23 protein-coding genes and 1 pseudogene are annotated in these 22,348 nt (G+C 59.7%); 15 read left to right on the forward strand and 9 right to left on the reverse strand.

All coding sequences use genetic code 11. The features are described 5' to 3' along the window. The first annotated feature begins 53 nt into the window (after positions 1-53). The 5 genes from JNB85_RS16340 (at position 54) to JNB85_RS16360 (ending at position 4,540) form a co-directional block, all read left to right on the forward strand. A complete protein-coding gene (locus tag JNB85_RS16340) occupies positions 54-1,145 on the forward strand; it encodes a CobW family GTP-binding protein (RefSeq protein WP_220335376.1) in 1,092 nt (363 codons plus the stop codon). Further along, on the forward strand, positions 1,145-2,137 hold the full coding sequence (locus JNB85_RS16345; RefSeq protein ID WP_220335377.1) for a WD40 repeat domain-containing protein: 993 nt from the start codon (positions 1,145-1,147) through the stop codon (positions 2,135-2,137). Before JNB85_RS16340 ends, JNB85_RS16345 begins: the two co-directional genes overlap by 1 nt. Before the next feature lie 55 nt (positions 2,138-2,192). After that, positions 2,193-2,624 carry a GNAT family N-acetyltransferase gene (locus JNB85_RS16350; RefSeq protein ID WP_220335504.1) on the forward strand — a complete coding sequence of 144 codons (432 nt, stop codon included), beginning with the start codon at positions 2,193-2,195 and terminating at the stop codon, positions 2,622-2,624. A gap of 40 nt (positions 2,625-2,664) precedes the next feature. Beyond that, positions 2,665-3,477 (forward strand): serine O-acetyltransferase, encoded by an 813-nt coding sequence (gene cysE / locus JNB85_RS16355; protein ID WP_220335378.1) that lies wholly within the window; start codon positions 2,665-2,667, stop codon positions 3,475-3,477. A gap of 97 nt (positions 3,478-3,574) precedes the next feature. Next, positions 3,575-4,540: an NAD-dependent epimerase/dehydratase family protein gene (locus JNB85_RS16360; RefSeq protein ID WP_220335379.1), complete on the forward strand. Its 966-nt coding sequence runs from the start codon at positions 3,575-3,577 to the stop codon at positions 4,538-4,540. Positions 4,541-4,599: 59 nt separating this feature from the next. Here JNB85_RS16360 and JNB85_RS16365 read toward each other — a convergent pair whose 3' ends face one another. Both JNB85_RS16365 and odc2 read right to left on the reverse strand, forming a co-directional pair. Beyond that, complete coding sequence (locus JNB85_RS16365) at positions 4,600-5,190, reverse strand: GNAT family N-acetyltransferase (RefSeq protein WP_220335380.1); 591 nt, start codon at positions 5,188-5,190, stop codon at positions 4,600-4,602. A gap of 96 nt (positions 5,191-5,286) precedes the next feature. Then, complete coding sequence (gene odc2 / locus JNB85_RS16370) at positions 5,287-6,420, reverse strand: ornithine/lysine decarboxylase (RefSeq protein WP_220335381.1); 1,134 nt, start codon at positions 6,418-6,420, stop codon at positions 5,287-5,289. Between the two features lie 527 nt (positions 6,421-6,947). Between odc2 and JNB85_RS16375 the strand changes: the two genes are divergently transcribed. From JNB85_RS16375 to JNB85_RS16385, 3 genes are all read left to right on the forward strand, one after another. Further along, a complete protein-coding gene (locus JNB85_RS16375) occupies positions 6,948-7,841 on the forward strand; it encodes a LysR family transcriptional regulator (RefSeq protein ID WP_220335382.1) in 894 nt (297 codons plus the stop codon). A gap of 98 nt (positions 7,842-7,939) precedes the next feature. Further along, positions 7,940-8,581 carry a DUF1007 family protein gene (locus tag JNB85_RS16380; protein WP_220335383.1) on the forward strand — a complete coding sequence of 214 codons (642 nt, stop codon included), beginning with the start codon at positions 7,940-7,942 and terminating at the stop codon, positions 8,579-8,581. Then, positions 8,575-9,645, forward strand: coding sequence for a nickel/cobalt transporter (locus tag JNB85_RS16385; RefSeq protein WP_220335384.1), 1,071 nt, complete (start codon positions 8,575-8,577; stop codon positions 9,643-9,645). The genes JNB85_RS16380 and JNB85_RS16385 overlap by 7 nt, the downstream gene beginning before the upstream one ends. A gap of 3 nt (positions 9,646-9,648) precedes the next feature. On the opposite strand, the gene JNB85_RS16390 is transcribed toward JNB85_RS16385, so the two are convergent. The 3 genes from JNB85_RS16390 to JNB85_RS16400 form a co-directional block, all read right to left on the reverse strand. Further along, positions 9,649-9,855 carry a hypothetical protein gene (locus JNB85_RS16390; protein WP_220335385.1) on the reverse strand — a complete coding sequence of 69 codons (207 nt, stop codon included), beginning with the start codon at positions 9,853-9,855 and terminating at the stop codon, positions 9,649-9,651. Between the two features lie 97 nt (positions 9,856-9,952). Then, complete coding sequence (locus JNB85_RS16395) at positions 9,953-10,672, reverse strand: tellurite resistance TerB family protein (protein ID WP_220335386.1); 720 nt, start codon at positions 10,670-10,672, stop codon at positions 9,953-9,955. A 113-nt stretch (positions 10,673-10,785) separates the two neighbouring features. After that, positions 10,786-11,424: a 2-dehydro-3-deoxy-phosphogluconate aldolase gene (locus JNB85_RS16400; RefSeq protein WP_220335387.1), complete on the reverse strand. Its 639-nt coding sequence runs from the start codon at positions 11,422-11,424 to the stop codon at positions 10,786-10,788. A 152-nt stretch (positions 11,425-11,576) separates the two neighbouring features. Here JNB85_RS16400 and JNB85_RS16405 point away from each other — a divergent pair, with 152 nt between their 5' ends. From JNB85_RS16405 to trhO, 4 genes and pseudogenes are all read left to right on the forward strand, one after another. Beyond that, the gene (locus JNB85_RS16405; protein ID WP_220335388.1) at positions 11,577-12,065 is read left to right on the forward strand and encodes a CYTH domain-containing protein; all 489 of its coding nucleotides are present in this window, start codon (positions 11,577-11,579) and stop codon (positions 12,063-12,065) included. Continuing rightward, the gene (locus JNB85_RS16410; RefSeq protein ID WP_220335389.1) at positions 12,043-12,951 is read left to right on the forward strand and encodes a CHAD domain-containing protein; all 909 of its coding nucleotides are present in this window, start codon (positions 12,043-12,045) and stop codon (positions 12,949-12,951) included. Before JNB85_RS16405 ends, JNB85_RS16410 begins: the two co-directional genes overlap by 23 nt. Positions 12,952-13,027: 76 nt before the next feature. Then, positions 13,028-13,500, forward strand: a pseudogene (locus JNB85_RS16415) (VOC family protein). A gap of 73 nt (positions 13,501-13,573) precedes the next feature. Next, positions 13,574-14,503, forward strand: coding sequence for an oxygen-dependent tRNA uridine(34) hydroxylase TrhO (gene trhO / locus JNB85_RS16420; protein WP_220335390.1), 930 nt, complete (start codon positions 13,574-13,576; stop codon positions 14,501-14,503). A gap of 9 nt (positions 14,504-14,512) precedes the next feature. Here trhO and JNB85_RS16425 read toward each other — a convergent pair whose 3' ends face one another. Then, positions 14,513-16,717: a bifunctional diguanylate cyclase/phosphodiesterase gene (locus JNB85_RS16425; RefSeq protein WP_220335391.1), complete on the reverse strand. Its 2,205-nt coding sequence runs from the start codon at positions 16,715-16,717 to the stop codon at positions 14,513-14,515. A 180-nt stretch (positions 16,718-16,897) separates the two neighbouring features. Here JNB85_RS16425 and JNB85_RS16430 point away from each other — a divergent pair, with 180 nt between their 5' ends. Further along, a complete protein-coding gene (locus tag JNB85_RS16430; RefSeq protein WP_220335392.1) occupies positions 16,898-17,368 on the forward strand; it encodes a MarR family winged helix-turn-helix transcriptional regulator in 471 nt (156 codons plus the stop codon). After that, positions 17,365-17,829, forward strand: a complete 465-nt coding sequence (locus JNB85_RS16435; RefSeq protein WP_220335393.1) for a hypothetical protein — start codon at positions 17,365-17,367, stop codon at positions 17,827-17,829. Before JNB85_RS16430 ends, JNB85_RS16435 begins: the two co-directional genes overlap by 4 nt. Positions 17,830-17,868: 39 nt before the next feature. Here the strand turns inward: JNB85_RS16435 and JNB85_RS16440 are convergent, their stop codons facing one another. Further along, entirely contained in the window at positions 17,869-19,242 is a 1,374-nt protein-coding gene (locus JNB85_RS16440) for a GH1 family beta-glucosidase (protein WP_220335394.1), read from the reverse strand. Between the two features lie 241 nt (positions 19,243-19,483). Here JNB85_RS16440 and JNB85_RS16445 point away from each other — a divergent pair, with 241 nt between their 5' ends. After that, positions 19,484-19,891, forward strand: a complete 408-nt coding sequence (locus JNB85_RS16445; RefSeq protein ID WP_220335395.1) for a DoxX family protein — start codon at positions 19,484-19,486, stop codon at positions 19,889-19,891. 81 nt (positions 19,892-19,972) lie between these two features. On the opposite strand, the gene JNB85_RS16450 is transcribed toward JNB85_RS16445, so the two are convergent. Both JNB85_RS16450 and JNB85_RS16455 read right to left on the reverse strand, forming a co-directional pair. Then, positions 19,973-21,160 (reverse strand): Gfo/Idh/MocA family protein, encoded by a 1,188-nt coding sequence (locus JNB85_RS16450; RefSeq protein WP_220335396.1) that lies wholly within the window; start codon positions 21,158-21,160, stop codon positions 19,973-19,975. Between the two features lie 28 nt (positions 21,161-21,188). After that, positions 21,189-22,244, reverse strand: a complete 1,056-nt coding sequence (locus JNB85_RS16455; protein WP_220335397.1) for a sugar phosphate isomerase/epimerase family protein — start codon at positions 22,242-22,244, stop codon at positions 21,189-21,191. Positions 22,245-22,348 lie beyond the last annotated feature (104 nt).

Consider the following 22,348-nt stretch of genomic DNA (forward strand, 5'->3'; position numbering starts at 1 on the left):
TTCAGGCCCCGAACTTTGCTCTCGGGGCCAAGGCCCTATTCCTAGAGGTTCTCATGACCGACGCGATCCAGACACAGCAGAAGCCCATCCCCGTCACCGTGCTCACCGGTTATCTCGGTGCCGGCAAGACGACGCTGCTCAACCGCATCCTTTCCGAAAACCACGGCAAGAAATATGCAGTCATCGTCAACGAGTTCGGCGAGATCGGCATCGACAACGACCTGATCGTCGAATCCGACGAAGAAATCTACGAAATGAACAATGGCTGCGTGTGTTGCACGGTCCGCGGCGACCTGATCCGTGTTGTTGAAGGCCTGATGCGCCGCCCCGGCCGTTTCGACGGTATCATCGTCGAAACCACCGGCCTTGCCGATCCGGTTCCAGTTGCCCAGACCTTCTTCATGGATGACGATGTCCGTTCCAAGACCGAACTCGACGCCGTTGTTGCCCTTGTCGATGCCAAGCACCTGCCGCTGCGCCTGAAGGACAGCCGCGAGGCCGAAGACCAGATCGCCTTCGCCGACGTCGTCATTATCAACAAGACCGATCTCGTCACGCCAGAAGAATTGGCTCAGATCGAAGACATCGTCTCTGCCATCAACCCGGCTGCTCGCGTCTATAAGACGAGCCGTTCCGGCGTTGATCTCGCCCGCGTTCTGGACCAGGGCGCCTTCAATCTCGAGCGTGCGCTGGAAAACGATCCGCATTTCCTCGAGCACGGCCATGACGATCACGTCTGCGGCCCGGACTGCGATCATGATCACCATGGTCACGACCACCATCATCACGATCATGACCACGACCATCACCACCATCACCATGGTGAGATGTCGGCCATCCATGACATAACGGTGCAGTCCGTTTCGCTGCGCGGCGGCGAGATGAACCCGGAGCGCTTCTTCCCCTGGATCCAGAAGATCACCCAGACGCAAGGCCCTAGTATTCTGCGCCTCAAGGGCATCATCGCCTTCAAGGACGACGCCGAGCGTTATGTCGTCCAGGGCGTGCACATGATCATCGAAGGCGATCACCAGCGTCCGTGGAAAGAGGGCGAAAAGCACGAGAGCCGCCTGGTCTTCATCGGCCGCGATCTCGACCGCGCCAAGCTCGAAGAATCCTTCAAGGCGTGCGAGGCGACCGCCTGATGCCAACAGTTGCACCGCTTGATCTCGACGGCCACGTTCTGGCCGTCGAATTTTTAGGTGATGTCCCCTTTTTCGCGAATGCCAACGGTACTTTTCATCGGCTTGAAGGCAGCGACAAGGTCATCGAGGCCCATCAAGGCATGTTGGCGGCGATCCGCGATCCCTACAGCGAAAGCCTTATTTCAGGCGGCGAGGATGGCAAGGTGTTGCGCATTAGCGCTGACGGCAGCGTCAGCGAGATCGCGTCCGCGCCGCGCAAGTGGATCTCACAGGTCGCGGCTGGTCCGCAGGGCGCCGTGGCCTATGCCTACGGGAAGAGCACACTTGTACGTCTGTCCGACGGCACGACCAAGGAATTCCCCGAGGAGCGCACGGTCGAAGGTCTCGCCTTCGCGCCGAAGGGTCTGCGTATTGCCGCAGCCCGCTACAACGGCGTCTCGCTGCACTGGGTCGGCATGAGCGCGAAGCCTGTCGATCTCGAATGGAAGGGCGCACATACCGGCGTAACCTTCTCGCCCGACGGCAATTTCCTTGTCACTTCGATGCAGGAAAATGCGTTGCACGGCTGGAAGCTCGACGTCAAATCTGGCGCCGAAGCCCGCCATATGCGTATGACCGGATATCCGGCCAAGGTGAAGTCGCTCTCCTGGTCCGCCAAGGGCAAGTGGCTTGCCTCCTCCGGAGCGCCGGCCGCCATCGTCTGGCCCTTCCAGGGCAAAGACGGCCCGATGGGCAAGGCGCCGCTGGAGCTCGGCACGCGCGCCAACATCATGGCAACCGCAGTGAAATTCCATCCGGCCGAGGATATCCTCGCGATCGGCTTCATCGACGGCATGATCCTCGCCGTCCGTCTCGCCGACAGCAAGGAAGCTCTGCTGCGTCGCCCCGGCAAGGGTGCCATCACCAGCATGAGCTGGAGCAGGAACGGCAAGCTGCTCGCCTTCGCCTCCGAAGCCGGCGATTGCGGCGTGGTGGATATCGCGGCGGACTGATTTCTTGGCCCTCGAAGTAGCGCCACTGGATTGCGGGCATGCGTATCAAGCGGCGATGGTGCGGCGTAACGCGCTATGGCGGGCGCTGCCGCATCTTCGCAATAGGCATACAGCCGAGGAAGACGAAGCTTACTGGCGAACGCATCTTCTGGTGAAGTACGTGGTGCTCGGCGCTTTCCTTGACGGCAGGCTTGCTGGCGTTATTGCCTACGGTAATGGCTGGATCGATCAGCTCTATGTTCTGCCCGATGTCCAGGGCGCGGGGATTGGCACAAGGCTTCTCTCCTCGGCAAGGAACGACATGGACGACATCCGCCTCTGGACCTTTCAGCAAAATCGCCGCGCTCGCGCCTTCTACGAATCGCGCGGCTTCTCACCCGTCGAAGAAACAGATGGCAGCGGCAACGAGGAAAATGAGCCCGACGTGCTCTACCATTGGCGTCGCCTGCCGGAACCGGTGTATAGTGCCGACGCACGCGGTCGTTGACATTTTGGCTGCGCACAGTTGCAAGAACAGGGATCCGCGAATGCAAGCTTCGAATAATGCCGCCGCAAGGGAGTTGGGCGCCTTCGGATCCGTCTGGTCGGCAATCCGTGCGGAAGCGGCGGATCTCGCGGCGCGCGAGCCTACGCTGCGGATTTTGCTAGAAATGCAGATCATCGGCGCAGACAGCGATGCTGAGATCATTGCGCGCGTCATCTCCGCACGCCTCGCAGTGGCGAAGGTCGATCCCGAAGACCTCTTCCGGCTGTTTCACGACATATTGCTGGAGCACGCCGACATAAGCGCAGCCATTGAAGCCGATCTTCTGGCCGTGCGCGAGCGCGATCCTGCCTGCACCACCTATCTGCATGCACTGCTGAACCTCAAAGGTTTCCATGCGCTGCAGACACACCGCATTGCCCACGCGCTCTGGACCGACGGTCGCGTCGAGATTGCCAGCTGGGTTTCCAACCTCGCCTCGCTGGTCTTCGGCCCGGATATCCATCCGGCTGCGAGGATTGGTTCCTCGATCATGTTGGATCACGGCTCGGGCATCGTGATTGGCGAAACAGCGGTCATCGAAGATGAAGTCTCAATCCTGCAGAACGTTACGCTTGGCGGCACGGGCAAGGAAACTGGAGACCGCCACCCGAAAATCCGCCACGGCGTGATGATCGGCGCTGGTGCAAAGATCCTCGGCAATATCGAGATCGGCGCTTTCAGCAAGATCGCGGCCGGCAGTGTCGTGCTGAAGCCGGTCCCCGCCCATTGCACGGTTGCCGGCGTTCCGGCTGCCGTCGTGCGTATTCATCGCAATGACGAAATCCCTGCCGAAACCATGGATCAAAATATCTGAGGGAGGCGGACTGCTCAAACGGCCTGACTTGCAGTTCCGCGTAGCGGCACGACATAATGCGCAGCACAAGCTCAAACGCGCATCGGAAGGAGACCGCATGGCTCGCGTCATCGTCATCGGAGCAACGGGACATGTCGGCACCTATCTCGTACCTCGCCTCGTCGAGGCCGGCCATGAGGTGGTGGCGATCAGTCGCGGGGCGGCCACGCCCTACACGGCGAACGATGCATGGAGCCATGTTGATATCAGGCGCGTGGATCGCACGGCACTCGAAGCGGAAGGCCGCTTCGGCCACGAGATTCGCGCGCTGGGAGGCGAAATCGTCATCGACATGATCTGCTTCACGCCTGACAGCAACGAACAGCTCGTGACTGCCCTTGAAGGTCATGTCAGCCATTTTCTTCATACCGGTACGATATGGACACACGGTTTCTCCACAGTCGTACCGACACCGGAGGAGGCGCCGAAGAAGCCTTTCGGTGACTACGGCGTCAATAAAGCTGCGATTGAAACCTATCTGCTCAGGATGGCGCGGGAGAAGAATTTTCCTGTAACCCTCGTCCATCCCGGCCATATCGTCGGCCCCGGCTGGAACCCGCTGAACCCGGCCGGTCATTTCAACTCCGATGTCTTCACCACGCTGGCGCGCGGCGAGACGCTTGCCCTGCCGAATTTCGGCATGGAAACGGTGCATCACGTCCATGCCGACGATATCGCTGAGCTCTTCATGGCGGCCATCGCAAAGCCTGAGGCGGCGATCGGCGAGGCTTTCCATGCGGTGTCCGAAAAGGCAGTCACGCTGCGGGGCTATGCCGAAGCGATGGCCGCCTGGTTCGGCAAGGAAGCGAATCTGGAATTCCTTCCCTACGAAGCCTGGGCGGAAAGACAGCCCCCGGAGGATGCGCAAGCCACCTGGGAACATATCGCCCGCAGCCCCAACTGCTCGATGGAAAAAGCCCGCCGGCTGCTCGGCTTCACACCGCGGCACAGCTCGCTGCAAGCCGTGCAGGAAGCCGTCCGCTGGCTGATCGACAATGGGCGAGTCGAGGCACAGGCTCCCTAGCCACCAGCGATAGCCCCGAAACAAAAAGCCCCTCCCGGAGAATGGGAGGGGTTTGCCGGTCAGGCCGCCTTCCGGACCGGCGCGCCGGCCAGCATGCGTCCCGAAGGAACGATCATGCCGGCAGCGCCGCCAAGCCAGCCCTCGACGAGCTCGAGCGCCAGAAAGCGCGAGCGTTCGAAGGGGCCGGGCATGACGAGGTGACGAGCCTTGTCGGCGAAAAAGCCAAAACGCTCGTAATAATCCGCATCGCCGACGAGCAGGATTGCGCCGTGGCCCCGGTTCTTTGCTTCGAGGATCGCCGCACGCATCAGCGCCGAGCCGATGCCTTTTCCACCATGCCTGCCGTCGACGGCAAGCGGGCCGAGCAGCAGGGCGTCAAGCGGCGTGCCTTCGTTGTTGATACCGGCTTCAACGTTCCACAAGCGCACCGTGCCGATAACACGACCGTCACGGTCTCGCGCGACCAGCGCCAAGCCTTCGGCCGGAACACGGTTGCGGCGGATTATTTCTGACGACTTCTTGCGGCGATCCGGACCCATGACACGATCGAGCAGGGTTTCGCGAGCGACGACGTCGGAGGGATTCTCCATGTCGATGGTGAAAGTAACAGGCGCAAAGAATGCGCGGACAGAATCAAGAACAGCGGCCATCTTGGCCTCCCGTACCCAATACCGTTATCAGCGGTGATGACTGGAAATTGTGAAATTGCCGCCCCGGCTGGCTACGGGGCAGGCGGAAACAAAACCTTAGATGACGTAGGCCTTCAGCGGGTCGAAACCGTTGAAGGCGACCGCCGAATAGGTCGTCGTGTAGGCGCCGGTGCCTTCGATCAAGACCTCGTCGCCAATCGTCAGCGTGATCGGCAGCGGATAGAGGTTCTTCTCGTACAGCACGTCGGCTGAATCGCAGGTCGGGCCGGCGATCACGCAGGGCTCCATCTCGTCTCCGTCGCGCTTGGTGCGGATCGGATAGCGGATGGCCTCGTCCATGGTTTCGGCGAGACCGCCGAACTTGCCGATGTCGAGGAAGACCCAGCGCGCTTCGTCATTGTCCGACTTCTTGGAAATCAGCACGACTTCAGCCTTGATGACACCTGCATTGCCAACCATGCCGCGGCCCGGCTCGATGATCGTCTGCGGGATCTGGTTGCCGAAATGCGTACGCAGCGCCTGGTAGATCGACTTGCCGTAAGCTTCTGCCGACGGAACGTCGCGCAGGTACTTCGTTGGGAAGCCGCCGCCCATGTTGACCATCTGCAGGTGGATGCCCTGCTTGGCAAGCTGGACGAAGACGCGCTTGGCATCGGCAAGAGCCGAATCCCAGGCATCGATCTTGGTCATCTGCGAGCCGACATGGAACGAGACGCCGTAGGACTGCAGGCCGAGCTGATGAGCGTAGACGAGAACGTCGACGGCCATCTGCGGAACGCAGCCGAACTTGCGCGACAGCGGCCATTCGGCACCTTCGCCATCGGTCAGGACGCGGCAGAAAACGCGCGCGCCCGGAGCAGCACGAGAAATCTTCTCGACTTCCTCGTGGCTGTCGACGGCAAAGAGGCTGACGCCGAGCGCATGCGCGCGGGCAACGTCGCGTTCTTTCTTGATCGTGTTGCCGTAGGAAATACGGGCTGCGGTCGCACCGGCTTCGAGCGCCATTTCGATTTCAGCGACAGACGCGCAATCGAAGTTGGAGCCGAGACCTGCGAGCAGCTTCAGCACTTCCGGGGCCGGGTTGGCCTTGACGGCGTAGTAGATGGCACTGTCAGGCATGGCGTGACGGAAGGCATGGAAATTGTCGCTGACGACGTCGAGGTCAACCACGAGGCAGGGACCATCGGGACGTCGGGTTGCGAGAAAGTCGCGGATGCGCTGGGTGGTCATATCGATTCCCTCTTCCAATTCCAGAGCTCCGGCACGAACCGGAGGACAAAGGGCATGCAAAAACCGCTCAGGAACCAGCCGGTGGAGACCCCGGATCCTTGACAGCGCTTGATGCGCAGATAATGAACCAACGCCGCGGATGCGGTATGGGTTCGGCTTTGTCTGCCATGGATTGGAGGGAATATCCCTGCCGCACTTCCGGCAATGAAGGTGTGCCTCTTCAGTAACCCCCGCTGATGGAAAGCAGGGCGAGAACAAAAAGGCCCGCACCGTCGTTGCTTCAGGCGTCCTCGCATTTTCCGGTTGGCCGGAATAGCGACTGGAGGGGTTAATTCCAGGTACCTTACCGATTTCCTCACCAATTCGAGGGTTCGGCGGACACCCATGGGCACGTGCGACTTTGGGCTGAGTGGGAAATAAGAATGTTCGCCGACATAATCAAGAGAATTTTTGATGACCTCTCAAAAAAATTAATTGAACGCAACAGCGGGGTTTGTTCAACATTCCGAAACAGATAAGGGATGATTATGGACACGCTGACCCGCATACGCGCCTTCATAGATGTGGTCGAAGCAGAAGGCTTTTCCGCCGCCGCGCGGCGCACGGGACGCTCCAAGGCGCTGCTCTCCAAATATGTGCGCGAACTCGAGGACGAACTCGGCGCGCTGCTGCTCAACCGAACCACCCGGCAATTCTCTATGACCGAGGCCGGCCACACCTATTATCGCACCGCATCTGATATCTTGAAGGAGATCGACAACCTTGCGGACCTTGTGCGCGAGAACAATGCGCAACTGAAGGGCCGCTTGAAAGTCTCCGTGCCGCGCACCTTCGTCGACGCCGATGTTGGTCAGTCGCTGATCGATTTCGCCAAAGAGAACCCCAACCTGCAGTTGGAGATCGCCGCCGATGACCGTTTCGTCGATCTGATCGAGGAAGGCTTCGACGTCGCGGTCCGCGTGACCAAGCTCGAAGATTCCGGTATGATCGCCCGCAAGATTTCGGATTTCCGCGTCCATATCTGCGCCACACCGGAATTCCTGGAGCGATACCCCAATATCGAGCATCCGACCGATATCTCCAATGTGCCCTTCATCGTCGATACCAATTCCCGCAGCCAGACAAGCATCCGCTTCTACAACCCCGACAACACCTCCTTTGCGGTCGCCGTGTCCGGACCGATGGAAGTCAACAGCCCGCACGCGACGCTGCGCGCCGCGCTGTCAGGGATCGGCATTGCGCTGATTCCTGACTTTATCGCTCGCAAACCGATCGAGGATGGCAGGTTGGTGACGTTGTTCAACGACTATATTCCGACCGACCGCGGCATCTATGCCGTCTACCCGCACCGCCGCTATCTGCCGGCCAAGGTCAGGATCTTCGTGGATTACCTTCACAACTGGTTCAAGAAGCATCCCTGACGGAAAGGGATAGCGCGCCGAAGCGTCGCAGGGCCGGTCCCAATTCCGTCCCATTTTCTGGCGAGAAATCACCCAACCGAACAGGGCAACGGGTAAGCATGAAAAGATCGACACTTTTGACGGCCGGGTTTCTTTCATTGGCCCCCGCCGCCGCCTTCGCCCATCCGCATATCTTCGTGGAGGCCCGGCTGGAAATTGTCGCAGCACCTGACGGCAGCATTCAGGAGCTGCGCAATGTCTGGCGTTTCGACGAGGTCTTCTCCTCTTCGGTCGTCATGGATTTCGACAAGAACACCGATCTGAAGCTGGAGCCGAACGAACTCGCCGAGGTCGGCAAGACAGTTCGGGATTCGCTCGCTGACTACGACTATTATATGAACCTGACGATCAACGGGAAGAACATCACCGTTCAGAAGCCCGACATCATCCATGTCGACTACAAGGAAGGTCAGCTTCTGATGTTTTTTGCGGTCAAGCCGGTCGAAAAGATGCCGCTGAAGGGAAAGCTCTCCTTCGGCGTCTATGATCCGACGCTCTACACCTCGATCGACTTCCCGACCGACAACGAACTCGCGATAGTCGGCGACGGTTTCAAGGCTTGCAAGCGCGCCGTCGTGCGCCCGGATGCGGACCAGGTGATTTCGGAAAACAAGCAGTCGCTGACCGATGCTTTCTTCAACGATCCGACCGGTACCAATATGTCGAAACTCTTTGCCACACGGCTGGAGGTCACATGCTGATAAAACGCCTGCCCCTCGCCCTGCTCGCGTTCGCTGTCATGGTCGTGACCGCCCATGCGCAATCGCCGCTCGGTATCGGCACGGCGGAACCGAGCTTCCAGCCGACGGGCGGCCCGCTGGCGTCTCTGTTTCTCTATGTGAACTACGAGCAGCAGGCCTTCTATCGTGCGTTGACCGGCTCGCTGAAAGCCATGCGCGAAGACCCTTGGCGGCTGTCCTCGCTGATCGGCCTCTCCTTCGCCTATGGCGTCTTTCATGCCGCCGGTCCAGGCCACGGCAAGGCGGTCATCTCATCCTACATGATCGCCAACGAAGTCGAGCTTCGGCGTGGCGTCGTGATCTCCTTCATCTCGGCCTTCGTCCAGGGCGTCATGGCCGTCGTACTTGTCGGCGGCGCGTGGCTGGTGCTGCGCGGCACCGGTATCACGCTGACAATGGCAACACAGGCGATGGAAATCGCAAGTTTCGTGATGGTCATCCTTTTCGGCGGCTGGCTCCTCTTCCGCAAGCTGCGCTCGATGGCCGGCAAGCTGCCACGCCGTCAGCTCATGGCAACGCCCGCCGGACCCGTCAGCATGATGCTGGACTGGAAGGATAATGCCGCACAGCACCAGAACCCCAATTTCAGCTTCAACGGTAAGGCGCAGGCTGTCGAGCGTGGCCATACCTATATACCAGGCATGGTCTGCGAGACCTGCGGCAACTCACACCTGCCCGATCCCGCGCTGGTCAGCGGCGACAAGTTCAGCGTCCACGAGGCGTGGTCGGCGGTAATCGCCGTGGGCTTACGGCCCTGCTCCGGCGCACTGCTGGTCATGACCTTCTCGCTGCTGAACGGGCTTTATCTCGGCGGCATGCTCTCGGTCGTCGCCATGTCGCTCGGCACCGCGATCACCGTGGCAATCCTCGCTACACTTGCCGTCACCGCCAAGAGCACGGCAGTTCGTCTCTCCGGCCGCGGCTCGTCAGCCTCCGTCTGGATCGGCAATGCAATTGAGATACTGGGCGCAATTCTCGTGATCCTTATGGGCGTGTTGCTGCTCGGAGCCTCCCTGCAGGGATAGGCTTCAAGGCTTCCTACTGCGCTGATGGCGCGCCCGCAGCCAGAATATGCCGAAGAAACACATCAGCAGGCAGACGCCGACGATGACCGCCAATGCCGGCGAAAAGCTGCCGATCCACAAAACGATGGTCGGCAGGAAGTAGATCACCAGCCCGGCGCAAAACAGAATGATAGCGGCGGCGATCGCCTGCGAACGGCTTTCCGGGCTCATGAATAGCTCACTCCTCTTGTCCGGGAGTGGATAGGCCAGCCGCCCTGCAAAGGCAACTGGCCCTGACGTCACTTGGACCCCGACTGGCACTCCGAGATCACTGGGACAGAGTGACCTTCGCGGAGGAGACCGTCGCTTCGATGTGATCGACCAATTGATCGGGCAGACCGAGCCGGCCCGCGAGCAGATCGAGATAGCCGCGTTCGGCCCGTGAATCCGGCTCGATCGTCAGACGCGAGGCGGTGTAGAGTTCGACCTTCTGCTCCTCCGTCACGGAGGCTGCGACAAGCGCATCGATATCCGTCGGCTCCGAAAGCTCGCGCTCGATGAAGCTCGCAGCCTCGCCACTGACATCAGCGGCCTTGACCTTGTCCATGATGAGAGCGCGTTCCGCGTCGTCGATATGACCGTCAGCCTTGGCGGCAGCGATCATGGCTCGGATAAGCACAAGCACGAATTCATTGCTGGTCGCAGGTGAAGCCGACCCGAAGCCGGATTCGGCAGGCGGCGGCAGCAGGACTGGATTGTTCGCCGTCGGCGCATCGGAGGGCGCTGCGGGTGCTTGCCCAGCCTGATAGTTCTTCCAGGCTTGGTAACCGAGGCCCGCAATGGCCGCGAGACCTCCAATGGTAATGGCATTACCTGCGATGCTGCGGCCGGTCTTGGTGCCGAGAAGCACGGCGGCAAGCGCGCCGGTCTTCAGGGGATTGTCCTTGGCCATTTGCATCGCATCGCCTGCCCGGTCGCGCACGCTGCCGCCCACGCCCGGCACCTGCGAGCCCAGAAACTCGTCGAGTAGTTTCTTCGCGTCGAACATGTCCTCGTCCTCTCCCTGTGTAAGGCTGAAGGGGTACATAGGGTTGCGACTGCCGAAATACAAACGAGGGCGACGCGGCCACCCTCAGCCAAAATTCATTAGGCTTCGAGGCCTCAGCCCTTCAGCGCAAAAGCTTCGGAGGCGAGCTTGGTGATGCCCGCCCAGTCGCCCTCAGCGACCAACTCCTTCGGCGCGACCCACGAACCGCCGACGCAGATGACGTTCGGCAGTGACAGGTAGTCGTTGGCGTTCTTCAGCGAGATGCCACCCGTCGGGCAAAAGAAGGTACCTGCGAGCGGCGAAGAAAGCGCCTTGAGATAGGCCGCACCGCCAGCCTGCTCGGCCGGGAAGAATTTCAGCACCTGATAGCCTTCCTCGCGGAGTGCCATGACCTCGCTTGCGGTCGCCGCACCTGGCAGAAGCGGCACGGGAGAATTGGCTGCGGCATCGAGAAGCTCCTGCGTCGTGCCGGGGCTGACGATGAACTTGGAGCCTGCCTGTACGGCTGCCTCCCAGTGTGCGGCGTTGAGGATCGTGCCAGCGCCGACTTCGGCGCCTTCCACTTCAGCGGCGACCGCGCGCACCGCATCGAGAGCGGCCGGCGTGCGCATGGTGATCTCGATGGCCCTCAGACCGCCTGCAACGAGCGCTCTCGCGAGCAGGACGGCCGATTTCGCGTCCTCGACGATCAGGACTGGAACAACGGGCTGGAGTTTCAGGATGGAAAGGAGTCTTTCTGTCTTCTCGCCCATGGCCACGGTTCCCTTAAACGATTGAAATCGGCTTTCGAATAACGCCCTCACGAAGCCTTGTCGAGATAAAACCAGCCCATGCGACAAGACGGGTATTAAATCACTGTAAATTGGGGTAGCGTGCCACCGATCGTCACAAAAGGTTCATTTGCATGGCGAAAGAGATCGAACGGAAGTTCCTCGTGCGCGGTGAAGCATGGCGCTCTGCCGCAGAGTCCAAATCGGTCCTGAAACAAGGGTATATCGCCTCGATGGAAGACCGCTCCGTGCGGGTTCGTATCCTTGACGAGAAGACCGCGCGGTTGACGATGAAAATCGGCCGCGGCACCCTCACCCGCGATGAATTCGAGTATGAGATCCCCGTCTCCGACGCCGAGGAGCTTTTGGAAAACGCCATCGGTGTCGTCATCGAAAAGACGCGCTACCGCGTCCCCTATGAAGGTTTCGTCTGGGAGGTCGATGTCTTTGCCGGCGCCCATCGCGGCCTCGTCATCGCCGAAGTCGAGATGCAGACCGAAACTGACAATCCTCCGCTTCCCACCTGGCTCGGCCGCGAGGTCACCGGCGATTTCCGCTATTCCAATCAGGCGCTTGCCACAGAATTCGAGCACGATAGGCATGGGCTATCGCATACGGCCTGAGGCCGACTTTACGGATGAGTTCCGAAGCGCAGCCGAGGAGCAACTTTCGCGCGCCATTTCCGTTCTGGAGGAGCGGCCCGAAAACGCCCATGAGGCGATCCACGCTTTCCGCAAGAATATGAAGCGGCTGCGTTCGCTCTATCGCCTCGTGTCCCATCAAGTACCGGATTTTCAGAAGCGAGAGAATGGGCGGCTGAGGGATGCGGCAAGGTCGCTCTCGGCCATTCGCGACGCCGCAGCAATCGTTGGGACCGGCAGCTACCTGAAGGAGAATGCCCGTAACGCCGAAGAGGCAGAGGCGCTCAGCCGCGTTGTTTCCATTCTGGAAGCGCGTCGCGACTGGATGGCGGAAGCCGAAAGCGGCCTTGAGCAACGGCTGCATGATGCCGCCGGCACGCTGCGGGAAGCAATTTCGGCGCTCGACTGTGTCGGCTTCGACAAGAGCCACCGCAAGAATGCCCGTATGCTGGCAAAAAGCTGGCGCAGGACGGCATCGCGCGCCAGGAAAGCGCTCGATGCCTGCCACGAAAACCCAGCTGCCGGAGATTTTCACGAGCTGCGCAAGCGCACCTACGATTATCGCCTCTATCACGCGCTTCTGCGCGATGTCTGGCCAAGCGCCATGAAGGCCAAGCGCGACTTCGCCAAGGACCTTGTCGAACGTCTCGGCCATATCAACGATCTCGCCGTGCTTTCAGGCCTGGTGGAGGCAGAGCCGCAGCTCTTCACCCGCAGTGACGACCTCGCCCATCTGCTGGATGCTATCATCTTCCGCCAGCAGGAGGATCGGCGCGAAGCGTTGCGCAGAGCCGAAACGCTCTATGGCGATGATCCTGACGATGAGGCGCAGCGTCTGGAACTGCTCTGGGTGTCCATCCGCAATTGACGTATTTGACCTATTGACCTCAACTTTACTTGAGGTCCTAGCCTCGACCCCGGTCAATGAACCGATCGAGGAAAATATGTCTGCAGACAATGCCACGACGCCCCAGATTGAGGGCATTTACGAAACCCATCTCACCGTCGCCGATCTGAAGACCTCCATACCTTTCTACCGCGATATTCTCGGCCTGGAATTCGCCGCCGAATTTCCCGAGCGCCGCATCGCCTTCTTCTGGGCGGCAAGAAGAACGCCATGCTCGGCCTCTGGGAAACCGGCACCGGCCCCTTGAAGATGCGTCTGCACATGGCCTTCCGCATGTCGCAGGAAGAAATAATGCACGCGCCGGCGCTACTGATCCATAAGGGCCTGAAGCTGCACGGCTTTCACGGCGAACCGATAACCGAACCGATTGTCATTGGCTGGATGCCGGCGCTCTCGCTCTATTTTAACGATCCCGACGGGCATTCGATTGAATTCCTGAGCGTGCTCGACGAAACGCCGGATGCCGCTTTCGGCATGCGGTCCTACGCCGAATGGAAAGCGCGTCGGTAAGGCGAGTTTCATACGGCGCCTGACTTGCGTAATGTCATTGCGCAGGCCCAGCATATTCTGTATTTCCACGCGCATGACCGACAATGCGATCCATACAAGCCCGTACCTCGTGGCAGCACTTTACCATTTCGTTTCGCTACCGCGTTACGAAAGCTTACAACAGCCCTTGCAAGCGCTCTGCGAAGAGAATGGCGTAAAGGGTACGCTGCTCCTCGCCCATGAAGGTATCAACGGCACGATTGCAGGGCCGGATGCCGGCATCCGGAACGTGCTCGCCTTCCTGCGGACCCAGCCGGAATTCGCGGCGCTGGAACATAAGGAAAGCCGCGCATCCAAGATGCCGTTCCTGCGCATGAAGGTGAAGCTTAAGAAAGAAATCGTCACCATGGGCGTCGAGAATATCGACCCCAACAAGGTGGTCGGAACCTATGTCGATCCTGTTGACTGGAATGCGTTGATCTCCGATCCCGATACGATCGTCATCGACACGCGCAACGACTACGAGACGGCAATCGGCATCTTCCGCGGCGCGGTTGACCCCAAGACCAAGACCTTCCGCGAATTTCCGGACTGGGTGCGCAACAATCCTGGCCTGCACAACAAGCCGAAGATAGCCATGTATTGCACCGGCGGCATCCGCTGCGAGAAGGCGACAGCCTTCATGAAGGAACAGGGCTTCGATGAGGTCTATCACCTCAGGGGCGGCATCCTGAAATATCTTGAGGAAGTGCCGCAGGAGGAAAGCCTGTGGGACGGTGCCTGCTTCGTTTTCGACGAACGCGTTTCCGTCGAGCATGGCCTGAAGGAGGGCGAGCACAAGCTCTGCCACGCCTGCCGCAATCCGATCACGGCAGAAGAGGTCATCTCGCCCTATTACGAAGAAGGCGTTTCCTGCAGCAATTGCTACCATACGCGCAGCGAAGAAGATCGCCTGCGCTATCGTCAGCGCCAGCACCAGATCGCACTCGCCAAGAAGCGCGGCCAGAAGCACATAGGTACATAAGGCGATAGCCTAGCCGACGATCCGGCGCAGGACCCGGGCTTCGCGGCGCTCCTGCAATCGGTCATTGATGTGCTCGGCAGTCATCGGTTTGCCAAAGAAATAGCCTTGCAGGCTGTCGCAGCCAAAGAGGCGAAGCGCGACCGCCTGCTCTTCCGTCTCGATGCCCTCCGCAGTGACAGGGATATCCAACGCACGGGCAAGTGCGACCGTCGCCTGCAGCATTTCCCGCTGCCGGCTGTCGCCGATAATGTCGGTCACGAGCGAGCGGTCGATCTTGATGCGATCGAAGCCGAACTGCCGCAGGTAGCCGATCGAAGAAAAGCCGGAGCCGAAGTCGTCGAGCGCCACCTTGACGCCGAGCGATTTCAGTCGCTCGATCGATTGGCGCGTGCGCTGCGGATTCTGGATCATGTAGCCTTCGGTGATTTCCAGCGTGACGCGGCTCGCATCGATCTCCGTCTGCTTCAGGACGTAGCGAACATAATCGGTGAAGGCCGGATTGCGGAACTGGCCCGGTGAAACATTGACCGAGATCTTCAGCTCCGGCCACTGCTTTGCCGTTTCGCAGGCCTTGCGCAGCACGAAAAGCCCGAGAGATTCGATGAGCCCGCTGGTCTCCGCAATCGGAATGAAAACTTCAGGCGAAACCGGACCATAGCCCGGCCGGTTCCAGCGCACCAGGGCTTCCACGCCGTTCATCTCATGCGTTGAAGCATCGACGAGCGGCTGATAGGCAAGCGTGAGATCGCCGCTTTCGATCGCCATGCGCAGATCAAGTTCCAGTACATTGCGCTGCGCGCGATCGGTATCCATGGCCGGATCATAGAGCGTCATACGGGCGCGGCCGGCTTCCTTCGCCTTGTACATGGCAAGGTCGGCGCGGCGTACCAATTCCTCCCGGTCGATCGAACCGAGGGACGACATGGCGATGCCGATGCTGGCGCCGACCACGACGACGCGACGGCCGACTTCGAGCGGTTCGGCAAGGAAATCGAGAATCTGCTCGGCAAGCTGCAATGCGGCCGCATTCTCCTCATCCGAAAGGAAAGCAATTGCAAATTCATCACCGCCGATGCGCGCCAGCACGGCATCATCAGGGATCAATACGTCCAGTCCTGCCGCAACAGCGCGGATCAGTTGGTCGCCGGTGCCATGACCATAGCTGTCGTTGACCTCCTTGAAGCCGTCGAGATCGAGATAGAGCAGCAGAACGTTTCGCTTCGTCTGTCGCGCTTCCGCAACGAAGCTGTCAACGGCCAAGCTCAGACCATCGCGGTTGGAAAGACCGCTAAGACGATCACGAACCGCTTCTTCACGCGCACTGTTTTCCTCCGCCTTCAGGCGTCGTCCGGCCAGCCAGCCGATGGTGAGGAGGACGACGAAGAACAGGCCGACAAGACCGAGCGCCTGGATGACCATAGGCCTGACCTGCGCATAGCTGATATCGCCGGGCGAACGCGAAACCCAGGCAAGCTTACCGAGAACCGTCCGAGCAGGGTCTGCGATTTCAACTGAATAGGCGGTGGGAAAATCCGCGGGCACCAGCCGCAACCCGTTCAGCACGTAAGTGGTGCCGAGAGCGGAGATCTTGTCCTCGTCCAGGTGCCGGGCGAAAATCAGATAGCGATGCCGACCGGCGGGCAAATCAAGCTCACCCGACTTCTCTCGCACAAGTGCGATACCGACAGCCGCAATGCCCCTGGCGGTCTTGATGAAACCGGTGGCCTGCGGCTTCTCGCCGGGGTCAGGTGCGCGAACCTTGTCCAGAAGCAGCCAAAGCGAGGGGGAGAAGAAATCGCCTACCGGCATCTGCATTGGCAAACCGTCCTGATAGGCCATGACGGTTCTCTTCTGGTCATCAATGACGATGGCCATGTCGAAGAGAGGGCTGTTGAGGGACATCTCGCCGTAGTTGCTGATTGTCCACGCCATGCCCTCCGGCGCGTAGACATTGGCGGCCGCATCATCCCAGGCGGCATAGTCGTCAAGCGTCGCGGCAAGCTGATTTTCGAAGGTCTTAAGGGCGCCAATAGTGGTTTCGCGCGAGCGCTCGTCGTCGAGCACATTGGCATTTTCGGAGACGCGCTCCAGCGCCGTCAAAACCATGATGGTGACAACAGCAACAATGACCGCAAATGAAAAAAGCACGCCAGTAACCGTGGTATGGCGGCCTAAACCCGATCCATTGCTTTTTGACCTCAAGACCGCAGCCAACTCATACAACTCCCCGTTCAGGAAATCTTCGCAGTCAACGGTCAAGAAACGCTTAAGATCATGGGAATTATCGAGAATCCGGCTCAGGATTTACCAAATACCGCATGCTATCGCATATTGACAACTAGTTTCCAAAAATGGTAACCAGTTTCCGTTATTGGAAACGGAGAATGACGAATTTTGAAGCGCACAATCGAAGCCAAGCTGCTGACGGACATTATGCTGATGGTCTTCCGCATCAACGGACGACTGTTGGATGGCGGTGACCGGCTGGGCGCATCGCTGAACCTCACCAGTGCCCGCTGGCAGGTACTCGGAGCAATTTCGCTGTCCCCAGGTCACATCACGGTGCCTGGGATTGCAGAGATGATGGGCATGACCCGACAGGGCGCTCAAAAGCAGGTCAACAAGCTCGAGGAAGACGGCTTCATCGAAAAGCGGCCCAACCCGCGCCATCAGCGCTCGCCCTTCTATGTGCTGACAGAGCAAGGCGCCGAAAGCTACGCCCGAATAACTGCCCTTCACACCGGTTGGGCCAACGCCCTCGCCGATGGACTGGACGCATCGGAACTGAAGGCAGCGCTCCATCTCCTGAACAGGTTCGATCAACGGCTGGCGCTGGACGCCACGGAAAGCGAGGAGCAGAGATGAAAACGATCATTCATGCCGGCGCAGGCACTCTTGCCATGATCCTGATTGGGGGTTTTCTGATCGCAACGCTGATCTGCGAATTGCTTCTGGATGCGGCTGCTATTCTTGCCGTCAAGAAAGCAATCCTTGCCGGTCTCTGTCTGTTGATCCCGATGCTTGCAATCACCGGCGGCAGTGGATTTTCGCTTGCCAGGGGTCGTGATTCGCCGGCTATCAAAAGGAAACGTGGACGCATGAAAATCATTGCAGGAAACGGGCTGCTGATCCTGCTGCCCTTGGCAATCCTGCTCTACCTTCGCGCGGCTGCAGGTCTGTTTGACGCTGCTTTCTACGCCATGCAGACGCTCGAAGTGCTGGCTGGCTCCGCGCAGCTGACGTTACTTGCCCTTAATTTCCGCGACGGGCGGAAACTGACAAGAGGAAAACGTCTCGCGGCGGCAAAAACGGTGAACGCGATCTGAACCGGCAGGGCATCAATGCCCTGCCGCAAATGCCCGACCTCAGACGGCCTTGTGATTGCCCTTCGGGAACTGGCTGGCGAGCTCCCGATACCACTTGCCGCTCTTCTTGACCGTACGAACCTGCGTTCCATAATCGACATGAACGAGGCCGAAACGCATGCGATAGCCTTCCGCCCATTCGAAATTGTCCATCAGGCTCCAGGCAAAATAACCGCGCAGCGGATATCCGCCCTTGACCAGGTCGGCGACGACATTGAGATGGTCGCTGACATAGTCCAGGCGCATCACGTCATCGACCTCACCGTTGACGACGTCGGTATTGTCGCAGGCGCCGTTCTCGGTGATATAGCATTCCGGCAGGTCGTAGCGACGGTAGAGATCCTCAACGAGCAGCTTAAGGCCTGGCGAATAGACTTCCCAGCCGATATCCGTCTTCACGTCGCTTGCGGGAGGCGCTTCAACCGTCCAGGGGAAATCGCCCTTGCGGCTGGCATCATCGGCAACGCGCTCCGGCTTGTAATAATTGAGACCCCACCAATCCAGCTTCTGGCTAATGATCTTCAAATCGCCGTCCTCGATAACAGGCATACGGTCGCCGAGCGCCTCAACGAATTCCTTCGGATACTCGCCCTTGAAGACGGGATCGAAGAAAGCGCCGTTATGGAACTGATGGGCGCGTTCGCGGGCAGCAAGATCAGCCGCGCTATCAGAGCCCGGAATGATCGAGGAAGCGTTGAGCACCAGACCAACGGGCACGTTCGGCGCTTCCGAACGGATCGCTTCGACGCCGAGGCCATGCGCCAGGTTCATGTAATGCATGGCGTGAAGCGCAGCCTGCATGTTCCGCTCGCCCGGCGCATGAATGCCGTAGAGATGGCTGAGCCAGACGATGCACCAGGGCTCGTTGAAGGTGGCAACGCTGTCGAGACGATCGCCGAGACGGCTCATGACCGTCTTCGCATAGCGCTGATAGGCATAAGCAGTCGACCGCGCCGTCCAACCGCCGTCCCCGGCGAGCAATAGCGGCAGATCCCAATGATAGAGTGTGGCAAAGGTCTTGATGCCGCGCGCCTTGCAGCCGTCGACGAGACGATCGTAAAAATCGAGCCCTTTCTCATTCACCGGGCCTGTGCCATCAGGGACGATGCGCGGCCAGGCGATCGAGAAGCGATAGGCGTCGACACCCATCTCCTTGATGAGATCGAGGTCCTGTTCCAGCAGGTTATAGTGGTCGCAGGCAACATCGCCGTTGTCGCGATTATAGACGCGGCCAGGCATGTTGCAGAAGGCGTCCCAGATCGATGGCTTGCGGCCATCGGCCTTGCTGGCGCCCTCGATCTGGAAGGCTGCGGTGGCAACACCGAAGGTGAAATCACCGGGGAAGCGGTCTGCAAGCGTTTTCGGATCGATCATCTGTGAATCCCATCTCTCAGTTATAGACTGACCGTTTGCGCGAGGGTTTAGCCAAGCCCGCGCCCAAAGTACAGGCCGGCGGCATGAAAACTGTAACGTTACAGGAAGAAAGACCGCAGAACAGCAAGATTGCTACAAGTCACTCTTCCGGATCTCGTAACGCCAATGTCACCAGTCGTGATTTGCCGTCGCAACTATGATCCTTACACGGAAAAGGGCATCACAATGTGAAAGGAAACGCATGCTCTCTTCGATCCACCTGCTGCAGCCGCATCTCCTGAGCCTGCTGCGCATCGTCTCGTCCCTCGTGCTTTTCAGCTACGGAACGCAGAAGATCCTGCTTTTTCCGGCTGCGGCAAGCGTGCCGCCCGTCGGCTCGCTTTCGTGGGTTGCCGGCCTCCTCGAACTCACACTCGGCTTTCTGGTGCTCATCGGTTTCCAGACCCGTATCGCCGCCTTCGTGCTTTCCGGCCTGATGGCCTTTGCCTATTTCATCGGTCACGCATCGAAGAGCGTCTTCCCAGCACAGAATGGTGGCGCCGCGGCGATCCTGTTCTGCTTCGTCTTCCTTTATCTGGTCGCCGCCGGCGCAGGTCCGTTCAGCGTCGATAACCTGCTGAAACGCGGCCGCACCACGGTTGCCGCCTGATACCGCAGAAGGAAAAACGCCGGAGCGATATCCAACCGCCCTGGCGTTTTTTAATCACATGCGCCTTGTTGGCGAAGAAACTCAGACCTTGACCCAGGCGCCGTTGCGCTTGGACGATGCCACGCAGGCTTCGACGAAGGCGACACCCTTCACACCATCATCTACGGTCGGGTAAACCACAGCCTTATCGACCGCCTTGCCCTTCTTGTGCGCGTTGATGGCGTGGGCAGCTTCCGTATAGATCGTCGCGAAAGCTTCCAGATAACCTTCCGGATGACCGGAGGGGATGCGTGAGACGCGCGCTGCGGCAGCACCGGAGCCGGCACCATTGCGGGTGATCAGCCGCTTGGATTCACCGAACGGCGTGTACCAGAGATAGTTCGGATCGGCCTGAACCCATTCGATACCACCCTTGGTGCCGTAAACGCGCACCTTGAGGCCGTTCTCATGACCCGGCGCCACTTGGCTGCACCAGAGCATGCCCTTGGCGGGCTTTTCCGAACCCTTGGCCTTGAAGCGGAGCATCACATGGGCGTTGTCGTCAAGACGGCGGCCCGGCACGAAACTGTCGAGATCGGCAGCAAGGCTGTCAAGTTCGAGGCCGGTGATGAAGGAGGCCAGGTTATAGGCATGCGTGCCGATATCACCGGTCGAACCGCCGACACCCGACTGCGCCGGGTCGGTGCGCCATGCGGCCTGCTTCTGGCCGGACTGTTCGATCGCTTCGGTCAGCCAGTCCTGCGGATATTCGGCCTGGACGATACGGATATCGCCAAGTTCGCCGTTGGCGATCATCTCGCGCGCCTGACGAACCATGGGATAGCCGGTGTAGTTATGAGTCAGGATGAACAGCGCGCCGCTCTCGTCGGCAACCTTCTTCAGCTTCTTGGCGTCGGCAAGGTTTGATGTCAGCGGCTTATCGCAAATGACATGGATGCCGCGGCGCAGGAATTCCTTGGCGGCGTCATAATGGACGTGGTTCGGCGTCACAATCGAAACGGCTTCGATGCCATTCTTCAGCTTGGCTTCGCGGATCGCCATTTCCCGGTAGCTGGAATAAGTGCGCGACGGATCGAGACCGAGATCGCGACCCGACTGGGCAGCCTTTTCCGGCGTCGACGACAACGCGCCGGCGATCAGGTCATACTGATCGTCGATGCGCGCCGCGATACGGTGGACGGCACCGATGAAGGCCCCTGCCCCGCCGCCGACCATGCCGAGCCGGATGCGCGGCTCGCGGGTCTGTTCGGATGATGCTTCGATTGCCATGCTTTTTCTCCTCGAAATCCAGATCCGCTTACGACAGGCCCAGCATGCGCCGGTTGGCTGCCTGATCGGTGCCGCCGGCAGCGAAATCGTCAAAGGCCTTTTCGGTGACGCGGATGATATGGGCCGCAACGAATTCAGCGCCTTCACGCGCACCGTCTTCCGGATGCTTCAGCGCGCATTCCCACTCGACCACGGCCCAGCCGTCGAAATTGTTGGCGGTCATCTTCGAGAAGACGGCGCCGAAATCGACCTGGCCGTCGCCCAGCGAACGGAAGCGGCCGGCGCGCTCGACCCAGCCCTGATAACCGCCGTAAACACCTTGGCGTCCGGTCGGGTTGAACTCGGCATCCTTGACGTGGAACATCTTGATCCGGTCTTTGTAGATGTCGATGTTATCGAGGTAATCGAGGCACTGCAGAACGTAGTGCGACGGGTCATAGAGCATATTGGCGCGCGGATGGTTGCCGACCCGCTCGAGGAACATCTCGTAGGTGATGCCGTCATGCAGGTCTTCGCCCGGATGGATTTCGTAGCAGACGTCAACGCCGTTTTCGTCGGCATGATCGAGGATCGGCTTCCAGCGGCGGGCAAGTTCGTCGAAAGCGGTCTCGACCAAACCGGCAGGACGCTGCGGCCAGGGATAGATGAAGGGCCAGGCAAGCGCGCCCGAGAATGTTGCATGCGCCTTCAGGCCGAGGTTCTTGGAAGCCGTCAGCGCGTACTTGACTTGCTGGACGGCCCATTCCTGGCGCGCCTTCGGATTGCCGCGCACTTCCGGCGCCGCAAAACCATCGAAGGCTTCGTCATAGGCCGGATGAACGGCGACGAGCTGGCCCTGCAGGTGAGTGGAAAGTTCGGTTACCTCGACGCCGTTTTCACGCGCCTTGCCTGCGAATTCATCGCAGTAATCCTTTGACGTCGCCGCCTTCTGGAGGTCGATGAGCTGGCTTGCCCAGGTCGGAACCTGCACGCCCTTGTAGCCGATGTCGGCCGCCCATTTGGTGATCGCGTCCCAGGAATTGAAAGGAGCGGTATCGCCCGCGAACTGTCCGAGGAACAGGCCGGGTCCCTTGATCGTCTTCATGTCAGTTTCCTCCCTGAATATCGATCGTAAACGTTTCCGATAAATCTTAGTGCGCCGTTCGATAAAGAAAAGGCGCCTCCCCGCCAGTGCGAAAGATTTAGCGG

Origin of the sequence: Rhizobium mesosinicum, from assembly GCF_019511345.1 — a bacterium.
In the GTDB taxonomy this organism is placed as follows: domain Bacteria; phylum Pseudomonadota; class Alphaproteobacteria; order Rhizobiales; family Rhizobiaceae; genus Rhizobium; species Rhizobium mesosinicum.

Excerpts from the sequence above, each read along its gene's own strand:
- JNB85_RS16385 (WP_220335384.1), top strand. The coding sequence starts at position 8,575 with ATGCTGATAAAACGCCTGCCCCTCGCCCTGCTCGCGTTCGCTGTCATG.
- JNB85_RS16395 (WP_220335386.1), bottom strand. The coding sequence starts at position 10,672 with ATGTTCGACGCGAAGAAACTACTCGACGAGTTTCTGGGCTCGCAGGTG.
- JNB85_RS16405 (WP_220335388.1), top strand. The coding sequence starts at position 11,577 with ATGGCGAAAGAGATCGAACGGAAGTTCCTCGTGCGCGGTGAAGCATGG.
- JNB85_RS16410 (WP_220335389.1), top strand. The coding sequence starts at position 12,043 with ATGGGCTATCGCATACGGCCTGAGGCCGACTTTACGGATGAGTTCCGA.
- JNB85_RS16445 (WP_220335395.1), top strand. The coding sequence starts at position 19,484 with ATGCTCTCTTCGATCCACCTGCTGCAGCCGCATCTCCTGAGCCTGCTG.
- JNB85_RS16380 (WP_220335383.1), top strand. The coding sequence starts at position 7,940 with ATGAAAAGATCGACACTTTTGACGGCCGGGTTTCTTTCATTGGCCCCC.
- JNB85_RS16435 (WP_220335393.1), top strand. The coding sequence starts at position 17,365 with ATGAAAACGATCATTCATGCCGGCGCAGGCACTCTTGCCATGATCCTG.
- JNB85_RS16350 (WP_220335504.1), top strand. The coding sequence starts at position 2,193 with ATGGTGCGGCGTAACGCGCTATGGCGGGCGCTGCCGCATCTTCGCAAT.
- JNB85_RS16440 (WP_220335394.1), bottom strand. The coding sequence starts at position 19,242 with ATGATCGATCCGAAAACGCTTGCAGACCGCTTCCCCGGTGATTTCACC.
- odc2 (WP_220335381.1), bottom strand. The coding sequence starts at position 6,420 with ATGACCACCCAGCGCATCCGCGACTTTCTCGCAACCCGACGTCCCGAT.
- cysE (WP_220335378.1), top strand. The coding sequence starts at position 2,665 with ATGCAAGCTTCGAATAATGCCGCCGCAAGGGAGTTGGGCGCCTTCGGA.
- JNB85_RS16340 (WP_220335376.1), top strand. The coding sequence starts at position 54 with ATGACCGACGCGATCCAGACACAGCAGAAGCCCATCCCCGTCACCGTG.
- JNB85_RS16390 (WP_220335385.1), bottom strand. The coding sequence starts at position 9,855 with ATGAGCCCGGAAAGCCGTTCGCAGGCGATCGCCGCCGCTATCATTCTG.
- JNB85_RS16345 (WP_220335377.1), top strand. The coding sequence starts at position 1,145 with ATGCCAACAGTTGCACCGCTTGATCTCGACGGCCACGTTCTGGCCGTC.
- JNB85_RS16360 (WP_220335379.1), top strand. The coding sequence starts at position 3,575 with ATGGCTCGCGTCATCGTCATCGGAGCAACGGGACATGTCGGCACCTAT.
- JNB85_RS16375 (WP_220335382.1), top strand. The coding sequence starts at position 6,948 with ATGGACACGCTGACCCGCATACGCGCCTTCATAGATGTGGTCGAAGCA.
- trhO (WP_220335390.1), top strand. The coding sequence starts at position 13,574 with ATGACCGACAATGCGATCCATACAAGCCCGTACCTCGTGGCAGCACTT.
- JNB85_RS16400 (WP_220335387.1), bottom strand. The coding sequence starts at position 11,424 with ATGGGCGAGAAGACAGAAAGACTCCTTTCCATCCTGAAACTCCAGCCC.
- JNB85_RS16450 (WP_220335396.1), bottom strand. The coding sequence starts at position 21,160 with ATGGCAATCGAAGCATCATCCGAACAGACCCGCGAGCCGCGCATCCGG.
- JNB85_RS16455 (WP_220335397.1), bottom strand. The coding sequence starts at position 22,244 with ATGAAGACGATCAAGGGACCCGGCCTGTTCCTCGGACAGTTCGCGGGC.
- JNB85_RS16365 (WP_220335380.1), bottom strand. The coding sequence starts at position 5,190 with ATGGCCGCTGTTCTTGATTCTGTCCGCGCATTCTTTGCGCCTGTTACT.